Source organism: Streptomyces sp. NPDC046712, assembly GCF_040645695.1.
Taxonomy (GTDB): domain Bacteria; phylum Actinomycetota; class Actinomycetes; order Streptomycetales; family Streptomycetaceae; genus Streptomyces.
This window is the reverse complement of record NZ_JBEYYW010000006.1, coordinates 138,639-161,965: the sequence shown is the minus strand read 5'-3', so window position 1 is coordinate 161,965 and position 23,327 is coordinate 138,639. Positions and strand designations below refer to the sequence as shown.

Below are 23,327 nucleotides of genomic sequence, written 5' to 3'. Positions count from 1 at the left end.
CACGCTTGCGTGCGCGCCGACGGACCACGCCACGCGCGCGCCACACGGCCACGCGACGGGCGTGTGCGTGCCCGACACGCAACGCCACGCGCGCGTGCCCGACACGCAACGCCACGCGCGCGCGTGGCCGACGAATTACGCCACGCGCACGTGCGCCCCACGGCCTACGCCACGCGCGTGTGCGCCTCCAGGCCCGTCGCCTTGAGAATCGCGTCCACCGTCTCGTCGACCGACTGCTCCGCGTTGTCGATCCAGACGCCCTCGCCCGTCAGCTCCTCCCGCATCGCCGCGTCCAGGGGTGCCCAGTTCGTCGTCAGGCGCTTGTCGCGGGCGTTGTTGCGCTCCCATGCCTTGTCCGGGCCCGGGGCGAGGAAGACGACGTGGAGCGGGCCGGTCCGCACCGAGGCGCGGTAGAAGCCGAGATGGCTGCGGCGGACGACCACGTCGTCGACGACCGGGAGGAATCCGGCCGTCGTGAAACTGTCCGCCAGCAGGCAGGCGTTGCGGGCGCGCAGGAAGATCTGCCGGTCGGCCTCCGGGTCGTGCTCCATCGTCGGCCAGTGGCAGCCGCTGACGATCAGCTCCTGGAGCGCGTCGACCTCGATGTGCGCGGCCCTCGCGAACCGGGCCGCGAGGGCCGCCGCCACGGTCGACTTCCCGCTGCCGGGGATGCCACTCAGCAGCACCACTCCGGGTGCGGGGTCACGATCGATGGGTACCAGGTCCATGACCCAGGACCCTAGGACCTGCCCCGTGCGAACGTCAGCACACGTCCCCCGCAGGACCCCGACCACGCTCCACACGCCGGTGCACGGTCATGACGACAGTGAACGGCCTCCGGCTCCGGCGGGCTCGGTGCCCGGCTTCGGCTGTCCCTCGAAGGAGCGCGCGGGTGGACCCGAAGGGGCTGCCGGGCCCGCCGCGCCCCTCGCCGGTGCGAGAGAGGTCAGTGCGACGCCCCCGACCAGCAGGGCGGCCGCGCACCAGCGCAGCCCGCTGACGCCCTCGCCGAGGAACAGGGCGGCCGAGGACATCCCGAAGACCGGGACCAGGAGGGAGAACGGGGCCACCGAGGAGGCCGGGTAGCGGCGCAGGAGCCAGCCCCAGGCGCCGAAGCCGAAGACGGTGGTGATCCAGGCGACGTAGACGATGACGCCCACGCCGGTCCAGTCGAGTCCGCGCAGCGCTTCGAGGTCCCGCTCCGGCCCTTCCAGTACGAGAGACAGGGCGAGCAGCGGCAGGATGGGCACGGTGCTGACCCAGACCATGAAGTTGAGGGCGTCGGGCGGGGACGCCTTGCGGGTCAGGACGTTGGAGACACCCCAGCAGGCCGCCGCCGCGATGCACAGCGCGAAGCCGGCGAGCGGACCCGAGGCGCCCTCGTCGACCGCCGCGACACCGATGCCGGCGAGCGCGACCGCCATGCCCGCGATCTTCACCTTCCCGGGCCGTTCGCCGAGCGCGACGAAGGCGAACAGGGCGGTGAAGACCGCCTGTACCTGGAGGATCAGGGAGGAGAGCCCGGCCGGGGCGCCCAGGTCCATGCCGGTGAAGAGCAGGCCGAACTTGGCCACGCCCAGGACGAGACCGACCCCCAGGATCCACTTCCAGGCGACCTTGGGACGGCCGACGAGGAAGACGGCGGGCAGGGCGGCGGCGAGGAAGCGGAGGGCGGAGAAGAGCAGCGGCGGGAAGTGGTCGAGGCCGATCTCGATGACGACGAAGTTGACTCCCCAGACGGCGGCGACGAGCGCGGCCAGGGCGATGTGGGCGGGACGCATGTGAGGCAGCATCGCCGTCCTGAACCGTGTAGCACCAGCGAATTCTCCTTCATGGTTTGATGAAGCAACGCTTCATCCACAGCCCGGAAGGGGACCGCCCGTGCTGGATCTCGGACGCCTGCGCGCCCTCCATGCCGTCGCCGTCCACGGGACCGTGGGCGCCGCGGCCGTCGCTCTCGGCTACACGCCGTCCGCCGTCTCCCAGCAGATCGCGAAGCTGGAGCGGGAGACCCGCACGACCCTGCTCGAACGCCAGGGCCGCGGCGTGCGGCTCACCGACGAGGCGCATCAACTCGCCGCCACGGCGGAGAAGTTGCTGGCGATCGTCGAGGAGGCGGAGGTGCGGCTCGAAGAGCGGCGGGGAGTGCCCGCCGGGCGCCTGGCGATCGGCTGTTTCGCCAGCGCCGCGCGCGGTCTGATGCCACGGGCGCTCGCCGAGCTGGCGGTCCGTCACCCCTCGCTCGACGCCCGCCTCACGGAGGTGGACCCGCATGTCTCGATCGACCTCGTCGCCCGGGGCGTGATCGACCTCGCCGTGGCCCACGACTGGGACATCGCCCCGCTGCCGACCCCGCCGGGCGTGGAGCAGGCGGCGATCGGCGACGACCTGTGCGACGTCCTCGTCCCGCGTGGACATCCGCTGGCGGCCCGGGCGGTGGTACGGCGGGAGGATCTGGCGGACGAGCGGTGGATCACGCAGCCGCCGGGGACGGTGTGCCACGACTGGCTGATCCAGACGCTGCGGGCCACCGGATACGAGCCGCACATCGTCCACCAGGCGGAGGAGAACCACACACAGGTCGCCCTGGTCGCCGCGGGGCTCGGGATCGCGCTCGTGCCGCGCCTCGGTCGCGGGACACTGCCGCCCGAGGTGACCCCGGTCCGGCTGGACCCGGTTCCGATGCGCCGACTGCACGCCCTGTGGCGTACGGGCGCGGCCCGCCGTCCCGCGATCAGGGAGACGGTGCGCACGCTCCAGGAGTTGTGGCCCGGGGTCGCGTCGTCGGCGGTGTGAGCGGCCGACCCGAGCGACCGATTCCTGTTCAGGTCCTTGACCTGGCAGTTACTTTCGGGCTATCCGTGGCTTCTTGGAAGTTTCCTTCACTCCACTTCCTCCACCCCTTGCACGGCCGGAAGGAGCATCAGTGCACCACCGCGCCACCTCCAGACGCACCCTCCTCACCGTCACCGCCGCCGCGGCGGCCGCCGCCGTCACCGGCGCCACCGCCCCACTCGCGCACGCGGACTCAGCCGACGCCGCCGACGCCGCCGACCGGGACAGACGCCTCCAGCACCTCATCTCCCGCATGTCGCTGGAGGAGAAGGTCGGCCAGCTCTTCGTCATGCGGGTGTACGGCCACTCCGCCACCGCCCCCGACCAGGCCGACATCGATGCCAACCTCACGGAGATCGGCGTCCGCACCGCCGCCGAGCTCGTCGAGAGGTACCACGTCGGCGGGGTCATCTACTTCACGTGGGCGCACAACACCCGCGACCCGCACCAGATCGCCGAGCTCTCCAACGGCATCCAGCGGGCGGGCCTGGCCCAGCCGACGCCCCTCCCCCTGCTGATCTCCACCGACCAGGAGCACGGCATCGTCTGCCGGGTCGGCGAGCCCGCCACCCTGCTGCCCGGCGCCATGGCCCTCGGCGCCGGAGGCTCGCACTCCGACGCCCGCAGGGCCGCGCAGATCGCGGGCGCCGAGCTGGCCGCCGTCGGCATCCGGCAGAACTACGCGCCGGTCGCGGACGTCAACGTCAATCCCGCCAACCCCGTCATCGGGGTCCGCTCCTACGGCTCCGACCCGCAGGCCGTCGCCGACCTGGTCGCCGCCCAGGTCAAGGGCTATCAGCGGGCCGGGGTCGCGGCGACCTCCAAGCACTTCCCCGGACACGGCGACACGGCCGTCGACAGCCACTACGGCCTGCCGACCATCACGCACACCCGCGCGCAGTGGGCCGAGCTGGACGCCCCGCCGTTCCGGTCCGCGATCGCCGCCGGCATCGACTCGATCATGACCGCGCACATCGTCGTGCCCGCGCTCGACCCGAGCGAGGACCCGGCGACGCTCTCCCGCCCCATCCTGACCGGCATCCTGCGCGAGCAACTCGGCTACGACGGCGTGGTCGTGACGGACTCGCTCGGCATGGAGGGCGTCCGGACGAAGTACGGCGACGACCGCGTGCCGGTCCTGGCGTTGAAGGCCGGGGTCGACCAGCTGCTCAACCCGCCGAAGCTGGACATCGCCTGGAACGCGGTCCTCCAGGCCGTCAAGAACGGCGAACTCACCGAGGCCCGGCTCGACGAATCGATCCTGCGGATTCTGCGCCTCAAGGCGAAGCTGGGGCTGTTCCGCAAGCCGTTCGTCACCGCCGCCGGAGTGGACCGTACGGTCGGCACCGCCGACCACCTGGCCCAGGCCGACCGGATCGCCGAGGGGACCACCACTCTGCTCCTCAACGAGGGAGGGTTCCTGCCGATCAGCCGGCTCAGCCACGGCGACGTGCTGGTCGTCGGCGCCGATCCGGCCTCGCCGTCCGGCACCACCGGCCCCCCGACCACCACCCTCGCCACCGCCTTCACCGAACTCGGCTTCACCGCCACGGCGTTGTCGACCGGGATCACCCCGACCGCGGCGAAGATCGACGAGGCGGTGGCCGCGGCGGCCGGCAAGGACGTCGTCGTGGTGGGCACGTACAACGTCTCGGCGACCAGCCCGCAGCGCACCCTGGTCTCCCGGCTCGTCGCCACCGGTGTGCCGGTCGTGACGGTCGCGATCCGCAACCCGTACGACATCGCCAGGCTCAGCGGGCAGCGGGCGACCGTCGCCGCGTACTCCTGGACCGATGTCGAACTGCGGGCCGCGGTCCGGGTGATCGCCGGCCACGCCCGGCCGCAGGGGTGTCTGCCCGTCCCCGTCCAGCGGGCGGACGATCCGGCGCAGGTGCTGTACCCGGTCGGCCACGGCCTGTCCTACGCGAAACGTAACTGAGGACGCAGACCCCCCGTTCTCCCTGGCGTGGCCCGCTGCGGCGGGTCACGCTGGACGCGGAGATCGGGGGGTCTTTTCATGCGCGCTCTGAGGAGCGGGGTGGGGGTGATCGGTGTCCTGCTGCTCACGACGACCGGGTGTCAGCAGGTGTCGGACGCCAGGCCGCCGGGTCCCGTCACGTACACGACCTCGCCCGCCGACCACGGGGCGGTGTTCCTCGGGCCAGGGGACTGTTCCACCCGCGGCGAGGTGTACCGCGAGGTGCCGTGCACCAGCGAGAAGGCGGCGGCACGGGTGACGACCCGGTACGAGGGGCAGGCGCCGGGGACGTCCGCCGGTGCGATATGCCCGGCCACCACGGACTTCGTCCTGCACGTCTCGGAGAACCGCTCGGCGGCGGACGAGAACGGCGACGGCACGGTGCCGCAGGGGTACGCGTGCATGCGCAATCTGGAACCGCCGCATCCGGGCGACCCGGGCCGGGGCGGAGGTCCGCGCACGGTCGTCGGGGACTGCCTCTCCGCATCCCGCGGCGGTCAGGTGAAGGAGACCGCCTGCGACGGCTCCGGCGAGCACCCGCCCGTGTACCGGGTCGCCTCCGCGGTCACCGGCCGCGACCGCTGCCCGTCGTCGACGGCGCTGTACGTGGCGCTGGGTGGGGAGAGGCCGGTGGGCTGCGCCCGGCGGCTGTGACACCGCCGGGCGCAGTCACTCGTCGCTACGGACGCGCGGCTGCGGACGCGGGGCTACGGGCGGATGCCGTGCTCCCGGCTCAGCTCCTCGTCGACCGCCTTGTCCAGGCGGGCGTCGAAGCGGGCCAGCGGCTGCGCGGCGGCGGCCGTCGGGGCGTCGACCCCGGCCCAGGCGAGGATGCGCGCCGTGGCCTTGGCGCGCTCGTCCTCGACGAGACCCGCGACCTGGGCGCCGTGGTTGGCGCCCGGGGCCGTGTAGACATAGCTGTCACGGACGCCCTTGCCGAGGCGGAACGGCTCGGCTCCCCACGGGTCGTTGGCCCCGTAGACGAACAGCATCTGGTTCGCGTTCTTGCGGACCCAGTCGTCGACGTCCCGCATGGCCCACGGCTGGAACGTCATCGGGATCTCGCGCGGCACGAAGTTCCGCGCGGGCTGGTAGCCGTAGCGGGTCAGGCCGTCGAGGTGCGGCAGCTTGATGCTGGGCGAGCCGAGCTGGGTCGCCGCCTGGTAGTAGTACGGGGTGTACGGCTCCAGGCCCTGGTCGGTGTAGAAGGACCAGCCGGAGATGGCGTCGATGGTCTCGTACACCGCGTCGTCGGTCGCCGTGGCGGCGTCCGGGATCGAGGCGCAGTCGGCCTCGTTGGAGTACTGCCAGAAGCCCCAGACGAAGTCGAGGACGACGGCCTCGTACGCCTTGTCGAGGGAGCCGACCGTGTTGAAGGTGGCGCCCTCGGACTCGGCCCACGCCTTGTACTTCTTCTGGAGCGGCTCGCGGCGGACGAGCGCCTCGCGCTGCATCGCGTTGAGGCGGTCGCGGCACTCCTTGGTCCCGACGGTCTCGAAGAACCTGTCGTACGCCGAGTCCTCCTTGTTCACCACGTCGTTGGGCGCGACGTACGCGACGACGCCGTCCATGTCGCGCGGGTAGAAGCGCTCGTAGTAGGTGGCCGTCATGCCGCCCTTGGAGGCGCCGGTGGAGAGCCACTTCTGCCCGTAGATCTTCTTCAGGGCGGTGAAGATGCGGTGTTGGTCGCTCGCGGCCTGCCAGATGTCCAGCTTGGACCAGTCGGCGGGCTGCGGCCGCGACGGCGTGAAGTACCGGTACTCCATGGAGACCTGGTTGCCGTCGATGATCCGGGTGGGCTCACGGCGGCTGGGGTTGGTGCTCAGCGAGTAGCCGCTGGTGTGGAAGACGGTCGGGCGGTCGGTGTCCTTGTGGAGGACGGAGATCCGCTGCTTGAACGTGCCCTTCCACGGGCGGCGGTGGTCGATCGGCTGGGTGTAGTCGAGGATGAAGAAGCGGTAGCCGGCGTACGGCTTCTCCTCGATGAGGCTCATCCCGGGGATCGCCAGGATGCGGTCCTTGATGTCCGTGGTGGCGGACGCCTCGGCGGCCGCACCGCCGAACGTGCCGGTGGCCGGCTCCGCGGCGGTAGCCGCGCCGGTCGCACCGACGGTGCCTATGAGCACCGTGAGCGACGCCAGCCATCTCAGCGACTTACGCATTGACCCTCCCCTTGATTCACAACGGTGTCGCGAACCTAGCGGGGGCAACGTGGGTGCTGCCAGACCCAGTTGGCCCTTACCTTCGCAAGGGCACAGGTTTCATCACGGGTTCAGCACAGAACCCACCCCGTCGCCCCGCTCCGGCCGGCGACGGAACCGGTGGCGCGGACGCACCGGTTGAGGGCGTGCACGGTGACGGGCCCCGCCTGGCGGGTGAAGCGCCCGCTGTCGACGGCGGGCCGCCCGCCACGGGGCTGGAGGGCGACGGACATCGCGCGGCGCGGGCCGGGGACCTTGGCGACGGTGAGGGCGCAGACGTACTGGCGGCTGCGGTAGAGGCGCAGCTCACCGGTGCCGAAGCCGACCGTCTTGGTGGGCCGGCCGCTGCAGAGCGAGGCGGCGTCGGCGGACGCGGTGACGGGTCCGCCGAGGGAGAGAGCGCCGACGGCGAGCAGCAGGGCGACCAGATACGCGAGGGGCCGCCGAGCCGCCCGAACCTCACCGAACACACGCACCCCTCCCTCGACTCCTGTCATACATGCGTACGACGCAGAGGGCGCCGGTTCGGTTGCCGTCATTCGATACGCTTTCCTGCTCGGATCGAGGGACGGGTGGGGTTCTCAGGGGTGCGGTTCTCAGGGGTGGGTTTCGCAGGGGTGGGTTTCTTACGGTCATCACGCGGGGCGTCCGCACGGGCGATCTGCTCTCTCGCGGCCTTGTTCGTGCTGCTCGTGCTGGCCTTCGGTGCGGCGTCGTCGGGGACGGCGTACGCCGCGGAGGAGCCGCCGGACAACGCGTGCGTCAAACGGACGCTGAGCCGTGCCGAGGTCGACGCGTCGGTGCGGATCGCGCACGATGGGCAGTACTCGACCAAGGTGACCAGTGTCGTCGTGGTCAAGGTGCCGCGAGGCTGGATGTGGGCGTCCTCGCTGCTCCTGAACCGGGACACCGAGGAGTACCGGACGGCCATGCGTTGTCTGCTGCGGTCCTCGGTGGACACGATCCAGTACCGCGACACGGAATGGCAGTACAAGCAGCCCCGGGTCACGGCTGACACGACCTGGGTCACGGTGGAACAGCAGACCACCACCTGGGTGTCCGCGAAGGGCATTCGCGATGTCGGGCCGTGGCGCATCGACGCGGGCAACCGCACCTGGCACATGGAGCTCGTGCCACCCGACGCTCTGACGCAGTCCCGCTGGGCCCGGGTGCGGATCGACCTGGGAGGGCAGCCGGCCCGGTCCGTGGTCCCGGCGCCGACGGTGGGGTCCTCGACCGAACTGACGTGGACCGGCGCGGAGAAGGCCGTGGGTCCGCCGCCCGGTCTGCGTCTGGAGTTGCAGCCGCCCGCGACCAAGGCGAACGCCGCTCGCTGGTCGAGCTACCCCTGGACCACAGCCGGTGCCCTGGGCTGGATGTCCTGGGACGTCGTCGTCTTCGTCATGACGCTGATACTGCTCCGACGGCTCCGGCACCAGCCTCCCCTCGCCCTGCCCACGCCGGCTGAAGAGGCGGCACGACGGAACCTCCGATCGCTCGCCTGGGTGTGGTTCGTAATCCTGCTGGCCCATGTCGGCGACGACCATGTGCTGAGCCATCTCTCGGAGACCGGCGCCGGTACGTGGTTCACGGATCACCGGCTTGCGGTCCATCTGGTCCTGACGGCCGCCCTGGGCGCGCTGCTGTGCGTACTCGGCCGACCCGGCCGTGCCGCTGTCGCCGCCGTCGCCCTCGCGCTGGGATATGCCGGTGCCGTGGCGCTGTGGCCGACGCTCTTCGGGCTGCCGCCTCTGATGGTGCTGTACTGGGTGGACGACCCCGTCGAGGTCGAGGTGTTCACCGCGGCGGGAGGGATGTACTGGTACGCCCTCGCCGACGCCGCCCTGGTGTTCGTCTGGCTGGTGGGCGTGGTGAGCGTGTGTCTGCGGCTGTGGCGGTCCTCGGCCGCAGGCTTGACCGCGGGACCCGCGTGCCGCGGCCGTTTCCCCTGGACGGTCCTCGCCGTCCTCGCGCTGGCATCGTGCGCCGTGGCCGCCGGCAGCTTCCTGGCCGCGGAGAACTGGTGGGACCGGGTGTCCTGGCTGGCCGACGAGAGCGGGACGGCGGACTACGCCCTGTTCCGGTCGGCCACGATCTTCAATGACCAGCGGTGGTTTCCCTCCAACTTCGCCGACTGGGCGCCCGCCACCGCCTGGTGGGGGACGATGGCCTTCGCGTTCGTCGCCGTGGCCCGGTCCTGGCAGGGTGCCCCCGGCTACGACGGCGAGGTCCTGCGGCCGCGCGAACTGGCGCTGCTCAAGCTGTTCTTCCTGGTGGACGTGGCTCCCATCGTGGGCCTGTACGGCGGTGTGCCGCTGTTCCTGCTGTCGCTCGCCGTCCTGTGGTCTTCGCTGACCGTCCTGTTGGCCTTCGGCCGGAAGTACGCGGTACTTGCCCGGCAGCTGACCCCCGGTGGGCCCCTCCATCAGGTCGTTGGGGAACACGACCGGACCAGGATCATGCACATGGCACGTCAGCACCGCGAGCTGCACGCGGAGCTGCGCCGCCTCGAACAGGGGCAGACCGAGGGCGAGCGGGCGGCCATCGAACGGAAGCTGGACCGGCTGCATCGGTGGACCCCGCCGCATCCACGTCGTCCACACGACCGCGTTCCGCTGCCGCACTCGGTCGGTCCCGTGGAGCTGGCGCTGGCCTGGGGTCCGAGGGCCTCCTGGTGGGCAAACGCCTGCCGTGCGGCGGCCGTCGCCGCCCTGGTCGGGCTGCCCGCCATCGGGGTGATGTTCTGGGCCGACCAGGTCCGGGGCACGCTGTGGACCGACAAGTTCAGCGAGCAGTTCGGCTTCGTGAGCGTGCTGACGTACGTCATGGGCGAGTTGCTGATCTGGGCGGGGGCGGGGTTCACGCTGGGTGCGCTGTGGCGGGTCCTGCCGGGGCGCCGTGGCCCGGGCCGCGGGTTCTATCTCGCGGTCGTCTACGCCCTGCCGTTCCTGGTGGACCAGTTGGGCAACGTACTGGTCCACCAGCCGACCGACGCGGGGCTGCTGCGCGGGGCGTTCATGCTGCTCGTGCTGACGACGACGGGCATGCTCCTGGACATCGACACGTTCCGGCAGGAGCGGCACTACTGGCCGACCAGGACGGGTCTGCTGCTCTCCCTGTACCAGATGCGAACGGCGTCGGCGCAGGTCGCGCTGTTCGTCGCCCAGGTGGTGGCGCTGGTGACGATCTGGCAGCAGCTCAGTGGCAATCCCCCGGTCGTCCTCATCGACAACCAGAGCCCGAGTGGCACGGGCGTCCCCGGGGGCGGCTCGGATTCGGGCCACTAACCGCCGAAGTAGGCGAGGACGAGAAGGAGAAAGACGCACTCCGCGCCGATCATCGCCCAGAACGCGGCCTTGCGGGAGGACGCGGGGGCGGGGCCGTCCGGGGTGCAGAGGGCGTGGATCCAGGAGCCGGCCGCGATGGCGAGGGTGGTGAGGTACGCCCAGCCGGGGGTGGTGCCGCAGTCGCCGTTGAGGACGCAGCCGGAGCCCTCGGGCGTGGTCAGGCTCAGGAACACGACCAGGACGGTCGCGGGCGCGAGGGCCAGTCCGCACCACAGGGCGCGGGTGCGCAGCCGGTAGGCCGCCGGGTCCGGGCGGACGGCGTCGCCGGGGCCGGACGCGGCCTTGGCGCGGACGGGGTGCTCGTTGCTCATGGCCCGATTCAACCCCCGCCCCGGCGGGCGGCGGAATCCGCGATCGTACTCAGACCGCCGTCGCCGGCTCCTCCTCGCCGATGAACGTCCGCCACAGCTCCGCGTACTCGCCGCCCCGCGCGAGCAGTTCGTCGTGGGTGCCGTCCTCCGCGACGCGGCCGTGCGCCATGAGGATCACCCGGTCCGCGCGGGCGGCCGTGGTGAGCCGGTGGGCGACGACCAGCGTCGTACGGCGGCCGGCGAGGCGGTCGGTGGCCTGGTTGACCTGGGCCTCGGTGGCCAGGTCGAGGGCGGCCGTGGCCTCGTCGAGGAGCAGGATGTCCGGGTCGACGAGTTCGGCGCGGGCCAGCGCGATCAGCTGCCGCTGGCCCGCCGAGAGGTTGCGGCCGCGCTCGGCGACCTCGTGGAGGTAGCCGCCGTCCAGGGTCGCGATCATGTCGTGGGCGCCGACCGCGCGCGCCGCCGCCTCGACCTCGGCGTCGGTCGCCTCCGGCCGGCCGTAGGCGATGGCGTCGCGGACCGTCCCGGCGAAGAGGTACGCCTCCTGGGGCACGACTCCGAGCCGGTGGCGGTACGAGGTGATGTCCAGGTCCCTGAGGTCGGTGCCGTCGGCCGTGACCCGCCCGGCGGTGGGGTCGTAGAACCGTGCGACCAGTTTGACCAGCGTGGACTTCCCGGCGCCGGTCTCGCCGACGAAGGCGACGGTCTGCCCGGCGGGGATGCGCAGATCGATCCCGGTCAGCGCCTCCTCCTCGTTGCCGTAAGCGAAGGAGACGTCCTCGAAGGCGATCTCGCCGCGCAGCGAGAGCACGTCCAGGGGCTCGTCGGCGGCGGCCGTCGACGTCGGCTCCCGGAGCAGCTCCTGCATCCGCTTCAGGGAGACGGCGGCCTGCTGGTAGCCGTCGAAGACCTGCGAGAGCTGCTGCACGGGCGCGAAGAAGAGGTCGATGTAGAGGAGGTAGGCGACGAGCGCGCCGGTGGTCAGCGTCCCGGCCTCGATGCGGTTCGCGCCGACGATCATGACGGCCGCGGCGGCCACGGACGACAGCAGCGTGACGAAGGGGAAGTAGATCGAGATCAGCCACTGTCCGCGGACCCGGGCCTGGCGGTACTCGTCGCTGCGGGCCGCGAACCGGGCGGCGCCCGAGCGCTCGCGGCGGAAGGCCTGGACGATCCGGAGGCCGGAGACCGACTCCTGGAGGTCGGCGTTGACGACGCTGATCCGCTCCCGTGCCAGCTCGTACGCCTTCACGCTGGAGCGGCGGAAGAAGTACGTGGCGACGGCGAGCACCGGGAGCGTCGCGAAGACGACCAGGGCGAGCTGGAGGTCGAGGACGAGCAGCGCGCCCATGATCCCGAAGAAGGTCGTGACGGAGACGAACGCGGTGACGAGCCCGGTCTGGAGGAAGGTGGACAGCGCGTCCACGTCCGTCGTCATCCGGGTCATGATCCGGCCGGTCAGCTCGCGCTCGTAGTAGTCGAGGCCGAGCCGCTGGAGCTGGGCGAAGATCTTCAGGCGCAGGGCGTAGAGGACGCGTTCGCCGGTGCGGCCGGTCATCTTGATCTCGGCGGTCTGGGCGAACCACTGCACGACGACGGTCAGCAGGGCGAGCGCCGAGGCAGCCCAGACGGCACCCATGGCGAGCTTGTTCACGCCGTCGTCGATGCCGTGCCGGATCAGGATCGGCAGCAGCAGGCCCATGCCGGCGTCGACGGCGACGAGTCCGAGGCTGATGAGCAGGGGGATGCCGAAGCCGCGCAGCAGCCGGCGCAGTCCGTAGGACTCCTCGGGGGTGACGGCCCGTGCCTCGTCGACGTCCGGGGTGTCCGTGGCGGGCGGGAGCGCCTCGACGGCGGCGAGCAGCTCGGGGGTGGCTCCGGGGGCCGAGGACTCCTCGGCGGCGGATTCCTCCCGTACCCAGAGGGTGGGGGTGATGCCGCGCTCGGCGTCGAACTCGGCGTCCAGCTCGGCGCGCAGGGTGCGGTCCTCCGGCACCTCCATCGCCACGGTGTGTCCGGGCGAGACGCCGCCGAGCTCGTCGGGGTCGGTGAGGAGCTGTCGGTAGAGGGCGGAGCGCTCCTCCAGCTCCTCGTGCGTGCCGATGTCGGAGAGCCGGCCGTCGTCGAGGACGGCGATCCGGTCGGCGAGGCCGAGGGTGGAGCGGCGGTGGGCGATGAGGAGCGTGGTGCGGCCGGCCATCACGGAGGCGAGGGCCTCGTGGATCTCGTGCTCCACGCGCGCGTCGACGGCGGAGGTGGCGTCGTCGAGGAGGAGCAGCCGGGGGTCGGTGAGGATGGCGCGGGCGAGGGCGATCCGCTGGCGCTGGCCGCCGGAGAGGGTGAGGCCGTGCTCGCCGACCTTGGTGTCGTATCCCTCGGGCAGCTCGGCGATGAAACGGTCCGCCTGGGCGGCGCGCGCGGCGGACTCGATCTGCTCCTGGGTGGCGTCCGGATGGCCGTAAGCAATGTTGGCGCGGACGGTGTCGGAGAACAGGAAGCTGTCCTCGGGGACGAGTCCGATGGCGGCGCGCAGGGAGTCGAGGGTGAGCTCGCGGACGTCGTGGCCGCCGACGAGGACGGCGCCGTGGGTGACGTCGTAGAAGCGGGGCAGCAGGAGCGAGACGGTGGACTTGCCGGAGCCGGAGGCGCCGACGACGGCGACGGTCTCGCCGGCACGGATCTCGAGGGAGAAGCCGTCGAGGACGGGGCGCCCGTCCTCGTAGGCGAAGCCGACGTCGTCGAACTCGACGGTGGCCTCGGCGTCCGCCGGCAGCTCCTTCGTCCCGTCCTTGATCACCGGCTCGGTGTCGATGAGCTCCAGGACGCGGTCGACGCCCGCGCGGGCCTGCTGGCCGACGGTGAGGACCATGGCGAGCATCCGGACCGGGCCGATGAGCGAGGCGAGGTAGGCGGAGAAGGCGACGAAGGTGCCGAGCGTGATCTGGCCGCGGGTGGCGAGCCAGCCGCCGAGCGCGAGGACGGCGACCTGGCCGAGGGCCGGGACGGCCTGGAGGGCCGGGGTGTACTTCGAGTTGAGCCGGATCGTGCGGAGCCGGCCGGCGAAGAGCTTGCGGCTGGCGTCGCGGATCTTGCCGGTCTCCTGGTCCTCCTGCCCGAAGCCCTTGACGACCCGGACGCCGGTCACGGATCCGTCGACGACCCCGGCGACGGCAGCGGCCTGCGCCTGGGCGTACCAGGTGGCGGGGTGGAGGCGGGTGCGGCTGCGCTTGGCGATGAACCAGAGGGCGGGGGCGACGGCGAGGGCGACGAGGGTGAGCGGGAGGGAGAGCCAGGCCATGACGGCCAGGGAGATCAGGAAGAGCAGGATGTTCCCGATCGTCATCGGGAGCATGAAAAGAAGGCCCTGGATGAGCTGGAGGTCGCTCGTCGCCCGCCCGACGACCTGCCCGGTGGACAGCTCGTCCTGCCGCCGGCCGTCGAGCCGGGTGATCGTGCCGAACATCTCGGTACGGAGGTCGTGCTGGACGTCGAGGGCGAGCCGGCCGCCGTAGTAGCGGCGGACGTAGGTGAGGACGTAGACGACGAGGGCGGCGGCGATGAGGAGGCCGGTCCAGACGCCGAGAGACCGGGTCTTCGCGCCGATGACGTCGTCGATGATCACCTTGGTGATGAGCGGTACGAGTGCGAGGACGGCCATCCCGGCCAGGGAGGACCCGAGCGCGAGCACCACATTGGTCCGGTACCGCCACGCGTAACCGGCCAGTCTGCGCGCCCAGCCCTGCTGTTTCTGCCCCGCCGCGGCCACGTGGTTCCTCCCGTTCGTCCTGCTCTACCGGAAGGCTCCAACGCGGTTGGGGTGGGATTTCATCCCGCCGCAACAAAGTCGGACACAGGTCCGGTCCCTGGTCCTAGGACCGGAGACCGGAGGGGCCGGGGGACTAGAAGGGACCGGGGAAGGTCACGGAGAGACCGTTGGCCGCGTCGGAGACGACGACATTGGTCCAGACCAGGGTCATCGGCGGGCTGCACGCCGGCTTGAAGTTGGCGGTGACCGTGACGCTGAAGTTGGCCTTACCGTTCTGGACCGGGAACTGGCCGCCGCCACCGAAGGCCTGCTTGTTCTCGGCCGACGGCTTGTTGCCGCCCTTGTTGACGCACTGGGCGTCGGCGGTGACCGTGACGTTGATCTGCTCCAGGTTGCCGAGTCCAGCTTCCTTGCCCTTGACGGTCAGGGTGCTACCGGAGGCGGTCACGGTCGGCGTGCCGACGAAGTGGGCGCTTCCCGCCTCGGCGGTGGGGGCGAGGAAGCCCACGATGGCTATGGCCACCCCTGCGGGCAGCAGGAACGCGGAATGACGACGCATGAGGCTTCACCTCATTAGAGGTACACACACTGCGCTGATTACTGAACGTAATCGGTCGGGACCGTGCGAATAGGCCACATCAGTGCATTTGCCAATAGAATATGCCTACTTGACGGTACATACAAGAACGACGGTCATCACGCTCAGTTACCGACCGGTTGGGTCAGATTTCGATCAGAGGTGCGTCGGCTCGAACATCCGCAGCAGCGCCGGAAGCACCACGACCGACGGGCCCGGGGTCGCCAGGGCCTTCGTCAGGTCGGCCGTCAGGGATTCCGGTGTCGTGCGGACCGCGGGGACGCCGAAGGATTCCGCCAGGGCGACGAAGTCCGGGCGGGCGAGTTCGGTGGCCGTGGCCTCGCCGAAGGCGTCCGTCATGTACTCGCGCAGGATGCCGTAGCCGCCGTCGTCCACGATCAGCCAGGTGACGTCGGAGCCGTACTGCTTCGCCGTCGCCAGCTCGGCGATCGAATACATCGCGCCGCCGTCCCCCGAGACCGCGAGGACCGGCCGGGTCGGGTCGGCCGCCGCCGCGCCGAGGGCCGCGGGGAAGCCGTAGCCGAGGCCGCCGGCGCCCTGGGCGGAGTGCATGGTGTTGGGGTGGCGTGCGTCGAAGGCCGACCAGGCCCAGTAGGCGAGGATCGTCATGTCCCAGAAGCTGGGGGACGTGTCCGGGAGCGCCTCGCGGACCGAGGCGACGATCCGCTGCTCCAGACCGAGGTCCTGGGCCGCGATCCGGTCCCGGACCTTCGACAGGACCGCCCGCACGCGCTCGGGGGCGGCGGAGTCCTCCCGTACCGGCACCGTCTCCAGGAGCGCCGAGAGCGCCAGGCGGGCGTCGGCGTGGATGCCGAGCGCCGGGTGGTTGGACTCCAGCTTGCCCGCGTCCGCCTCGATCTGGATCACCCGGCCGCGCGGGGCGAAGGTGTGGTAGTTCGAGGACAGCTCGCCGAGGCCGGAGCCGACGACCAGCAGGACGTCCGCGTTCTCCAGGAAGTCGGTGGTGTGCCGGTCCTCCAGCCAGGACTGCAGCGAGAGCGGGTGCTCCCAGGGGAAGGCGCCCTTGCCGCCGAAGGTGGTGACCACGGGCGCGTCGATCCGCTCGGCGAGGGCGCGCAGCTTGCCGGACGCGTCGGAGCGGACGACTCCGCCGCCGGCGATGATCGCGGGCCGCTCGGCGTTCGCGAGGAGATGGGCCGCGACCGCCGTCAGCTCGGGGCGCGGGACGACGTCCTCGGGCGTCGCGTCCATCGCCGTGACGACCGGCAGCGAGGTCTCGGCGAGCAGCACGTCCTGCGGGATCTCCACCCAGACCGGGCCGTGCGGGGCGGTCAGCGCCGACTCCCAGGCCGCCGCGATGGCGGAGGGGATCTGGGACTGCGTACGGACGGTGTGCACCGACTTCACGATGTCCCGGAAGGACGCCTGCTGGTCGCGCAGTTCATGGAGGTAGCCGTGCCGCCCGCCGCCGAGGCCGGCCACCGGGATCTGGCTGCCGATCGCGAGGACGGGGGCGGAGGCGGCGGCCGCCTCCTGGAGCGCGGCGAGCGACATCAGGGCGCCGGGGCCGGTGGAGAGCAGCAGCGGGGCCGCCTCGCCGGTCATCCGGCCGTACGCGTCGGCCGCGAAGCCCGCGTTGTTCTCGACGCGCAGTCCGACGTACCTGAGCGAGGAGCGGCGCAGCGCGTCGAACATGCCGAGGGCGTGCTGGCCGGGCAGGCCGAAGACGGTGGTGGCGCCGAGACCGGAGAGGGTCTCGACGACGAGGTCGCCGCCGTTCCGCCCCGCGGGCGGGTTGAGCGCGGCCTCCGTCTGTGCGGCGGTCGGGCGCAGGACCAGGTCGTGGTCGTGGGTCATGGCGGGTCCCTCGGGGCGTGGCGTGGTCGGGTGCGGGCCGGTGGTCGGGTGTGCCCACCCTCGCAGGGCTGGGGGACCCCCAGCCCTGCGGAACGAATGACCACCACCCGAAAGCGGCGCGGGGCGGGCATCGCCCGACCCGCGCCGCGGAAGGCTACTTCGCCTCGCGGGCCGCCGCGATCTGGCGGGACATGATCGTCGTCAGCTCGTACGCCGTGTGCGAGGCGGCGACGGCGGTGATCTCGGCGTGGTCGTAGGCCGGGGCGACCTCGACGACGTCCGCGGAGACCAGGTTGCAGGAGGACAGCCCGCGCAGGATCTCCAGGAGCTCGCGGGAGGTCATGCCGCCCGCCTCCGGGGTGCCGGTGCCGGGCGCGTGGGCCGGGTCGAGGCAGTCGATGTCGATGGAGATGTACAGCGGGCGGTCGCCGATGCGCTGGCGCAGCTGGTCGGCGACCTCGTCGGCGCCACGGCGGTAGATGTCCGCCGAGGTGACGATGCCGAAGCCCATCTTCTCGTCGTCGGTGAGGTCCTGCTTGCCGTAGAGCGGGCCGCGCGTGCCGACGTGGGAGAGCGCCTCGGTGTCGAGGATGCCCTCCTCGACGGCGCGGCGGAACGGGGTGCCGTGGGTGTACTCGGCGCCGAAGTAGGTGTCCCAGGTGTCGAGGTGCGCGTCGAAGTGGAGCAGGGCGACCGGGCCGTGCTTCTTGGCGACGGAGCGCAGCAGCGGCAGCGCGATGGTGTGGTCGCCGCCGAGGGTCATCATCCGCGCGCCGGTGCCGAGCAGGTCGTCGGCCGCGGCCTCGATCGTCTCGACGGCCTCGTTGATGTTGAACGGGTTGGCGGCGATGTCACCGGCGTCGGCGACCTGAGCGAGGGCGAACGGCGAGGCGTCCTGCGCCGGGTTGTACGGGCGCAGGAGGCGGGAGGCCTCGCGGATCGCGTTGCCGCCGAAGCGGGCGCCGGGGCGGTAGGAGACGCCGCTGTCGAAGGGCACGCCGACCACGGCGACGTCGGCGGTGCCGACCTCGTCGAGTCGCGGCAGCCGGGCGAACGTCGCGGGACCGGCGTACCGCGGGATGCGGGACGAGTCGATCGGGCCGCGGAAGGCGTTCTGGTCGCTGCTGCTCATGGTCGGGTCCTCCTGGGGTGTATCGGTGGGGTCCGGTCGGGGGCCTCGGGTCTCGGGGCCCCCGGCCGGGAGTCTGCGGGTGCGTCAGCCGGTCGAGGCGGCCGGCACGGTCTCCGGCGTCTCGTCGGCTTCGGCGGCTTCGGGGTCCTGGCCCGCCAGCCGGGCACGCCAGTTCGCGAGCACGGCGGCGTCCGTCGGGCGGGTCGCCAGGGAAACGATCACATACGCGGCGAGCGAGGCCAACAAACCATAGTAAACAGGCTCATTTGCCAGGATTCCGTAAGCCCACATCAGGCCAATGACGGACAGGCCGCCGACGGTGACCGCGGCAAGGGCTCCCTGCACGGTGCCGCGGCGCCACAGCAGGCCGCCGAGGATCGGCACGAGCAGTCCGCCGACCAGCAGGTTGTAGGCGACGGTGAGGGCCTGGACGACGTCGTTCAGGGCGATGGCGATGCAGATGGTGGCGATGCCCATGAGCAGGATGAAGAGGCGGTTGCCCTTCACCTCGTCGTGGTCCTCGCCGCCGTTGCCGGTGGTCAGGCCGCGCAGCCGCGACCAGATGTCGTTGTTGGCGACGGTGGCGCAGGCGATGAGCGCGCCGGAGGAGGTCGACATGACGGCGGCGAGCGCGGCGGCGAGGACCAGGCCCCGCACACCCATGGGCAGTTCGTCCTTGACGATGGTCGCGAAGGCGTCGTCGGCGCTGGGCAGGTTCGGGTAGAGCACCTTGGCCGCGGTGCCGATGACGGCGCCGGCCAGGGCGTACACGAGACAGTAGGTACCGGCGACGGTGCCGCCCCACTTGGCGACCTTGTCGGTCCGGGCGGTGAAGACCCGCTGCCAGATGTCCTGACCGATGAGCATGCCGAAGGTGTAGATCAGCACGTACGTGAAGATCGTCTCGCCGCCGATGCCGAGCGGTGCGAAGTACTCGGTGGGCAGCTGGGCCTTCATCTCGGCGAAGCCGCCGGCCTTGATCACGGCGATGGGCAGCAGCAGGATCAGCACGCCGATGGTCTTCACCACGAACTGCACCATGTCGGTGAGGGTGATGGACCACATGCCGCCGAGCGTCGAGTACGCGACGACGATGGCGCCGCCGAGGACGATCGCGAGGGTGCGGGGCAGGTCGAAGAGGACGTCGAAGATGGTGGCGTACGCGATGGTGGAGGTGACGGCGAGCATCAGCGTGTACGCCCACATGACCACGCCCGAGATGACACCGGCCTTGCCGCCGTAGCGCAGGTCGAGCATCTCGGAGACGGTGTAGACCTTCAGCCGGGCGATGCGGGCGGAGAAGAAGATGCTCAGCGCCAGCAGTCCGAGGCCGATGGCGAAGACCATCCAGGCACCGGAGAGGCCGTACTTGTAGCCGAGACCCACGCCGCCGATGGTCGAGGCGCCGCCGAGGACGATGGCGGCCATGGTCCCGGAGTACATCCAGGGACCGAGCCGGCGACCCGCCACCAGGAACTCGCTCTTGGACTTGGCGCGGCGCATGCCCCACCAGCCCATCGCGAGCATGCCGGCCAAGTACAGGACGATCACTGTGTAGTCGACGGCCATGGGGCCCTCCCTCGTTCACTTCGGTGGCGTGTCGTGCGGGTGGAGTGACTCCAGTGACTGATCGCGGGGACATCCGCCCGTACCCGCGGCCTCTGGATGGGACGACAGTAGGTGGCCGGAAAGCGACCCTGAAGCGTACGTTTCATCCATCGCCTCGCTAGGCCGATGTACGAAAGGTCCACACCCCATGCCCGCGCAGGAGCCCACGCCCACACCACCGGCCCCACCGGCCCCACCGGTCTCGCTGGCCGCACTGCTCGGCCGCCAGGACCTCGGCCTGCGGCTGCTCGCCGGGCCCGACGACGCGTCCATCCACTGGGTGCACACCTCCGAGATGGCCGACCCGTATCCGTATCTGCTGGGCGGCGAGCTGCTGATGACGGCGGGCGTCCAGCTGACGAATCCCGCGCTCTACGTCGAGCGGGTGGTGGAGGCGGGGGCCGCGGCGCTCGGCTTCGGGGTCGCACCGGTCCACGACACGGTTCCGGCGGAGCTCGTGTCGGCCTGCGAGCGCCATGGGCTGCCGCTGCTCGAAGTGCCTCCGCACACGCCGTTCACGGCAGTGGCCCGGGCGGTGTGGCGGCTGATGGCGGAGGCCCGGCACCGGGAGCTGCGCCGGGTGACCGAGGCGCAGCAGTCGCTGGCCACGGCGGCCGCCCGGCCGGCCCCCGTCCCGGCGGTCCTCGGCGCGCTGGCGTCCCGGCTCGGCGGACGCGCGGTGCTCTACGCGGCGGACGGCACCGCGTACGCGGCGGCGGGCCGGGCGATCGGGGCGGAGGCGGAGGCGGCGCTGCGGGACCTGGCGGGCGTGGTGGGGCCGCGCCCCGGCGGCCCGGCGTCCGCGAGCGGGGACGGCGGAGGGATGCGGCTGGCGGCCTACGCGCTGGGCGGCGGCGACGGTCTCGCGCTGGGTGTGGCGGCCGAGCGGCGGGAGGCGTCCGACCACACGATCGCCGGGGTGGCGGTCGTCCTGCTCTCCCTGCTGACCGCCCCGCACCGCGGCGCGGACGTCTCGGCCCGGGACACGGCCCTGGTGCGCCTGCTGCTCGGCACACCCCCGGCCGAGGCGGCCCCCGCCCTGGGCGCGGGCCCCTGGACGGTGGTCCACGCCCACGGCGGCGACGGCACCCCCTTCGCCGCGGGCGCCTTGGCGGCGGCCCTGGGGACGCAGCTGGTGGACGCCGGGGACACGGGCTCTGGACGCTCCGGAACCATACGGCTTCTCCTGCCAGGCTCCGCCGCCGTCACCGCACAGGAGGGATGGACGCTCGGGGTGAGCGCGGCCGCAGAGCCGGACGCTCTGGCCGCGGCCGACGCCCAGGCGGCGCGGGCGCTGCGCCGGGCGCAGGCGACCCGCGCCCCTCTCGTACGGCACCGCCCCGGCGGCTTCGCGGCCCTGGTGGACCCCGCCGAGGCCGCCGCCCACGCCCGGGCCCTCCTCGCCCCCCTGAACGAACCGCTCAGGGAGACCCTGCGCGCCTGGCTCTCCCTCCACGGCAACTGGGACCGGACGGCGGTGGCCCTGGACGTCCACCGCAACACCGTCCGCCAGCGTGTCACCCGCTGCGCGGCGCTCCTCGACCGGGACCTGGACGACCCGGATGTACGGATGGAGCTGTGGTTCGCGCTGCGTGTTCCGTGACCCGATCGGGCGCACGGTTCACGGTCCCGCGATGTCGCCCATCCACATGCGCCGCCCGAGTTCGTCCAGCTCGGCCCGCCTCTCCTCGTACTCGGGCAGAGCCCGTCCGAGGAGCCGCCAGAAGTCCGCCCCGTGCCCGGCCACCCGCACATGGGCGAGCTCGTGGGGCGATCACGTAGTCGACGAGATGGGCGGGTACGACAGCGGCGCGCCCAGGTTCCGGCCGCGCCGCTGCGGAGCTGTGGTTAGCCCTTGAGGGAGCCCCGGGTCAGTAGAGCTTGTTGACGGCGGTCTTCGTCGTCGTACGGAAGGCGGTCAGCGGGGCGTCCTTGAAGTCGCCCATCTGACCCCAGCGGACGAGGGTGACGGTCCGGCCGTCACGGCCCACCGCGAACAGGTGGATGTCGGTGTTGCCGACCTCCGGGTCGGCGGTGTCCAGGCTGTAGACCCAGGCGCCCTCCTCGACGGCGAGCTTGCCGTGGGAGGCGCTGACGGCCTGCAGGCCCGGGTTCTCCCGCTCCAGCATCGGGCCGCAGCCGGCGAGGGCCTTGCGGAGGGTGTCGACCAGCTTCACCGCGTCGGCCTCGGTGCGGGCGACGGTGGTGATCTGGACGCCGTTGGTGTCGAGCTCGGTGTTGAACTCGCGGTAGCGGGTGTTCTGCGCCGGGATCTTGTACGAGGCGCAGAGGACGCCGCCGTTCTCCGGGACGCCGGTGAAGACCTGGGTGGCGGTCCACGGCGTCGACGACGGCGGCATCTGGGAGGCGGCGAGGAAGGCGGGCTGGGCGGCGGCCTGCGCCGGGGCTGTGGCGAGGGCCGCGAGGCCCAGGGCGGCAGCGGCGGTGGTGGCGAGTGCGGTACGGAGCTTGTTCATGGTGGTGGTTCCCCCGTCGGGTCGTTCGGTCAGTGCTCGACCAGCGTCGGGCCGACCGCCCGCCGCCCGCAACGGTGACGCGCCCACCATCCGTCCCGGAACCATTCCACCCCCGCTGACGTGCAAGGACGTGAAGGGTGGGACGCAGGGTCGAGGGGGATGGAATGCCGAAGGACGCCGCCGTCGAGGAGTTCGCGCGGCTCGTGCGCGCGCTGAAGGCGCGGGACGGGAGGAGTTACGAGGCGCTGGGCCGGCGCCTGAGCGTCAGCGCGTCCACCCTCCACCGCTACTGCTCCGGCGCGACCGTCCCGGAGGAGTTCGCCGTGGTCGACCGCCTCGCCCTGCTGTGCGGGGCGGACGAGGAGGAGCGGCGGGCCCTGGAGGTGGCCTGGAGCCGCGCGGACCGCACCCGTCGCCCTCCGGTGCCGGAGCCCGACGCGGAGCCCGAGCCCGAGCTGGAACCCGTGCACACGCGCGTGCCGGGCCTCCCGTCCGAGCGGCGGAGGCGCCGGTGGGGGTGGTTGGGCCTGGTCGGCGGGACGCTGGCGGTCGTTGGGACGGTGACGCTCGGAGCCGTACTCCTGCCCGGGAAGACCTGGGAGCGGGCCGCCGAACCAGCGGCGCCGCTGACGTGGACGGTCGCCTCGCACATCTATAAGGACGGGTGCGGACACACCTACCTCGTGGAGCGGACGCCCCCTCCCCCGCCGGGGTCGGCCGACGCGCGGAGCTGGGCGGCGGCGCAGGGGGTCGTGGACGGCGGGGAGACGCTGGTGCGGGTGTCCGTGCAGGGGAAGGGCGCGGCGTCGGTGGTGCTCCAGGCGCTGCACGTGCGGGTGGTGGAGCGGGGCGCGCCGCTGCCGTGGGCGGCGTACCGAATGGGCGGCGGGTGCGGCGGGGCGGTGACGCCGCGCCGTTTCGAGGTGGACCTGGACCGGCCGCGGCCGGTGGCGCGGGCGCTGGACGGGTACGACGCCTCCGGGGAGGAGGGCCGGACGCTCCCGGCGGTCTCCTTCCCGTACGCGGTCAGCGCCGCCGAGCCGGAGGAGCTGCTGGTCTCGGCGGGGGCGGTGGGGTGCGACTGCCGCTGGTACCTGGAGCTGGAGTGGAGCTCGGAGGGGCGCCGTGGCACGGTCCGGATCGGGGACGAGGACGGCGCACCCTTCCGTACGAGCGGTCTGCGGGGCCGCCCGGTGTGGGAGTACGACTCCGTCGGCCTCCGCTGGGTCCGCGGCGAGGTGCCCGGGGAGTGAGCG

17 protein-coding genes and 1 pseudogene are annotated in these 23,327 nt (G+C 72.1%); 6 read left to right on the top strand and 12 right to left on the bottom strand.

Annotation, left to right across the window (positions count from 1 at the left end):
- Nucleotides 1-164: 164 nt before the first annotated feature.
- Nucleotides 165-728, bottom strand: a complete 564-nt coding sequence (locus ABZ939_RS10940) for an AAA family ATPase (protein ID WP_361851651.1) — start codon at nt 726-728, stop codon at nt 165-167.
- An 87-nt stretch (nt 729-815) separates the two neighbouring features.
- Nucleotides 816-1,781 carry an EamA family transporter gene (locus tag ABZ939_RS10935; protein WP_361851649.1) on the bottom strand — a complete coding sequence of 322 codons (966 nt, stop codon included), beginning with the start codon at nt 1,779-1,781 and terminating at the stop codon, nt 816-818.
- A 100-nt stretch (nt 1,782-1,881) separates the two neighbouring features.
- Here ABZ939_RS10935 and ABZ939_RS10930 point away from each other — a divergent pair, with 100 nt between their 5' ends.
- From ABZ939_RS10930 to ABZ939_RS10920, 3 genes are all read left to right on the top strand, one after another.
- Nucleotides 1,882-2,796, top strand: a complete 915-nt coding sequence (locus ABZ939_RS10930; RefSeq protein WP_361851646.1) for a LysR family transcriptional regulator — start codon at nt 1,882-1,884, stop codon at nt 2,794-2,796.
- Nucleotides 2,797-2,926: 130 nt separating this feature from the next.
- The gene (locus ABZ939_RS10925; RefSeq protein ID WP_361851643.1) at nt 2,927-4,774 is read left to right on the top strand and encodes a glycoside hydrolase family 3 protein; all 1,848 of its coding nucleotides are present in this window, start codon (nt 2,927-2,929) and stop codon (nt 4,772-4,774) included.
- Nucleotides 4,775-4,852: 78 nt separating this feature from the next.
- Nucleotides 4,853-5,467, top strand: coding sequence for a hypothetical protein (locus ABZ939_RS10920; RefSeq protein WP_361851641.1), 615 nt, complete (start codon nt 4,853-4,855; stop codon nt 5,465-5,467).
- Between the two features lie 53 nt (nt 5,468-5,520).
- Here ABZ939_RS10920 and ABZ939_RS10915 read toward each other — a convergent pair whose 3' ends face one another.
- Both ABZ939_RS10915 and ABZ939_RS10910 read right to left on the bottom strand, forming a co-directional pair.
- Nucleotides 5,521-6,975, bottom strand: a complete 1,455-nt coding sequence (locus ABZ939_RS10915) for an aminopeptidase (RefSeq protein ID WP_361851638.1) — start codon at nt 6,973-6,975, stop codon at nt 5,521-5,523.
- A gap of 110 nt (nt 6,976-7,085) precedes the next feature.
- On the bottom strand, nt 7,086-7,484 hold the full coding sequence (locus ABZ939_RS10910) for a hypothetical protein (protein ID WP_361851635.1): 399 nt from the start codon (nt 7,482-7,484) through the stop codon (nt 7,086-7,088).
- Between the two features lie 213 nt (nt 7,485-7,697).
- Here ABZ939_RS10910 and ABZ939_RS10905 point away from each other — a divergent pair, with 213 nt between their 5' ends.
- Nucleotides 7,698-10,301 (top strand): DUF6185 family protein, encoded by a 2,604-nt coding sequence (locus ABZ939_RS10905; protein ID WP_361851913.1) that lies wholly within the window; start codon nt 7,698-7,700, stop codon nt 10,299-10,301.
- On the opposite strand, the gene ABZ939_RS10900 is transcribed toward ABZ939_RS10905, so the two are convergent.
- The 6 genes from ABZ939_RS10900 to ABZ939_RS10875 all read right to left on the bottom strand — a co-directional run bounded on the left by ABZ939_RS10900 (nt 10,298) and on the right by ABZ939_RS10875 (nt 19,555).
- Entirely contained in the window at nt 10,298-10,672 is a 375-nt protein-coding gene (locus ABZ939_RS10900; RefSeq protein WP_361851633.1) for a hypothetical protein, read from the bottom strand. The two genes, ABZ939_RS10905 and ABZ939_RS10900, sit on opposite strands and share 4 nt — an antisense overlap.
- A gap of 49 nt (nt 10,673-10,721) precedes the next feature.
- Complete coding sequence (locus tag ABZ939_RS10895; protein WP_361851630.1) at nt 10,722-14,438, bottom strand: ABC transporter ATP-binding protein; 3,717 nt, start codon at nt 14,436-14,438, stop codon at nt 10,722-10,724.
- Nucleotides 14,439-14,571: 133 nt separating this feature from the next.
- Entirely contained in the window at nt 14,572-14,997 is a 426-nt protein-coding gene (locus ABZ939_RS10890) for a hypothetical protein (protein ID WP_361851628.1), read from the bottom strand.
- A 174-nt stretch (nt 14,998-15,171) separates the two neighbouring features.
- The gene (locus ABZ939_RS10885) at nt 15,172-16,854 is read right to left on the bottom strand and encodes a thiamine pyrophosphate-binding protein (protein ID WP_361851625.1); all 1,683 of its coding nucleotides are present in this window, start codon (nt 16,852-16,854) and stop codon (nt 15,172-15,174) included.
- 154 nt (nt 16,855-17,008) lie between these two features.
- Nucleotides 17,009-17,986: an agmatinase gene (gene speB, locus ABZ939_RS10880; protein WP_361851623.1), complete on the bottom strand. Its 978-nt coding sequence runs from the start codon at nt 17,984-17,986 to the stop codon at nt 17,009-17,011.
- Nucleotides 17,987-18,070: 84 nt separating this feature from the next.
- A complete protein-coding gene (locus ABZ939_RS10875; protein WP_361851621.1) occupies nt 18,071-19,555 on the bottom strand; it encodes a sodium:solute symporter in 1,485 nt (494 codons plus the stop codon).
- 187 nt (nt 19,556-19,742) lie between these two features.
- On the opposite strand from ABZ939_RS10875, the gene ABZ939_RS10870 reads away from it, so the two are divergent.
- On the top strand, nt 19,743-21,197 hold the full coding sequence (locus ABZ939_RS10870; RefSeq protein WP_361851619.1) for a PucR family transcriptional regulator: 1,455 nt from the start codon (nt 19,743-19,745) through the stop codon (nt 21,195-21,197).
- Between the two features lie 18 nt (nt 21,198-21,215).
- Here the strand turns inward: ABZ939_RS10870 and ABZ939_RS10865 are convergent.
- Both ABZ939_RS10865 and ABZ939_RS10860 read right to left on the bottom strand, forming a co-directional pair.
- Nucleotides 21,216-21,396, bottom strand: a pseudogene (locus ABZ939_RS10865) (M48 family metallopeptidase); the annotation flags it as partial.
- 69 nt (nt 21,397-21,465) lie between these two features.
- Nucleotides 21,466-22,071, bottom strand: coding sequence for a hypothetical protein (locus ABZ939_RS10860; RefSeq protein ID WP_361851616.1), 606 nt, complete (start codon nt 22,069-22,071; stop codon nt 21,466-21,468).
- 164 nt (nt 22,072-22,235) lie between these two features.
- On the opposite strand from ABZ939_RS10860, the gene ABZ939_RS10855 reads away from it, so the two are divergent.
- Nucleotides 22,236-23,324, top strand: a complete 1,089-nt coding sequence (locus ABZ939_RS10855) for a helix-turn-helix transcriptional regulator (RefSeq protein WP_361851614.1) — start codon at nt 22,236-22,238, stop codon at nt 23,322-23,324.
- Nucleotides 23,325-23,327: the final 3 nt, after the last annotated feature.

What these genes read in the sequence shown, in the direction of transcription:
- speB (WP_361851623.1), bottom strand. Translation starts at nt 17,986, where the DNA reads ATGAGCAGCAGCGACCAGAACGCCTTCCGCGGCCCGATCGACTCGTCC.
- ABZ939_RS10855 (WP_361851614.1), top strand. Translation starts at nt 22,236, where the DNA reads ATGCCGAAGGACGCCGCCGTCGAGGAGTTCGCGCGGCTCGTGCGCGCG.
- ABZ939_RS10920 (WP_361851641.1), top strand. Translation starts at nt 4,853, where the DNA reads ATGCGCGCTCTGAGGAGCGGGGTGGGGGTGATCGGTGTCCTGCTGCTC.
- ABZ939_RS10935 (WP_361851649.1), bottom strand. Translation starts at nt 1,781, where the DNA reads ATGCGTCCCGCCCACATCGCCCTGGCCGCGCTCGTCGCCGCCGTCTGG.
- ABZ939_RS10885 (WP_361851625.1), bottom strand. Translation starts at nt 16,854, where the DNA reads ATGACCCACGACCACGACCTGGTCCTGCGCCCGACCGCCGCACAGACG.
- ABZ939_RS10870 (WP_361851619.1), top strand. Translation starts at nt 19,743, where the DNA reads ATGCCCGCGCAGGAGCCCACGCCCACACCACCGGCCCCACCGGCCCCA.
- ABZ939_RS10890 (WP_361851628.1), bottom strand. Translation starts at nt 14,997, where the DNA reads ATGCGTCGTCATTCCGCGTTCCTGCTGCCCGCAGGGGTGGCCATAGCC.
- ABZ939_RS10915 (WP_361851638.1), bottom strand. Translation starts at nt 6,975, where the DNA reads ATGCGTAAGTCGCTGAGATGGCTGGCGTCGCTCACGGTGCTCATAGGC.
- ABZ939_RS10940 (WP_361851651.1), bottom strand. Translation starts at nt 728, where the DNA reads ATGGACCTGGTACCCATCGATCGTGACCCCGCACCCGGAGTGGTGCTG.
- ABZ939_RS10900 (WP_361851633.1), bottom strand. Translation starts at nt 10,672, where the DNA reads ATGAGCAACGAGCACCCCGTCCGCGCCAAGGCCGCGTCCGGCCCCGGC.
- ABZ939_RS10860 (WP_361851616.1), bottom strand. Translation starts at nt 22,071, where the DNA reads ATGAACAAGCTCCGTACCGCACTCGCCACCACCGCCGCTGCCGCCCTG.
- ABZ939_RS10875 (WP_361851621.1), bottom strand. Translation starts at nt 19,555, where the DNA reads ATGGCCGTCGACTACACAGTGATCGTCCTGTACTTGGCCGGCATGCTC.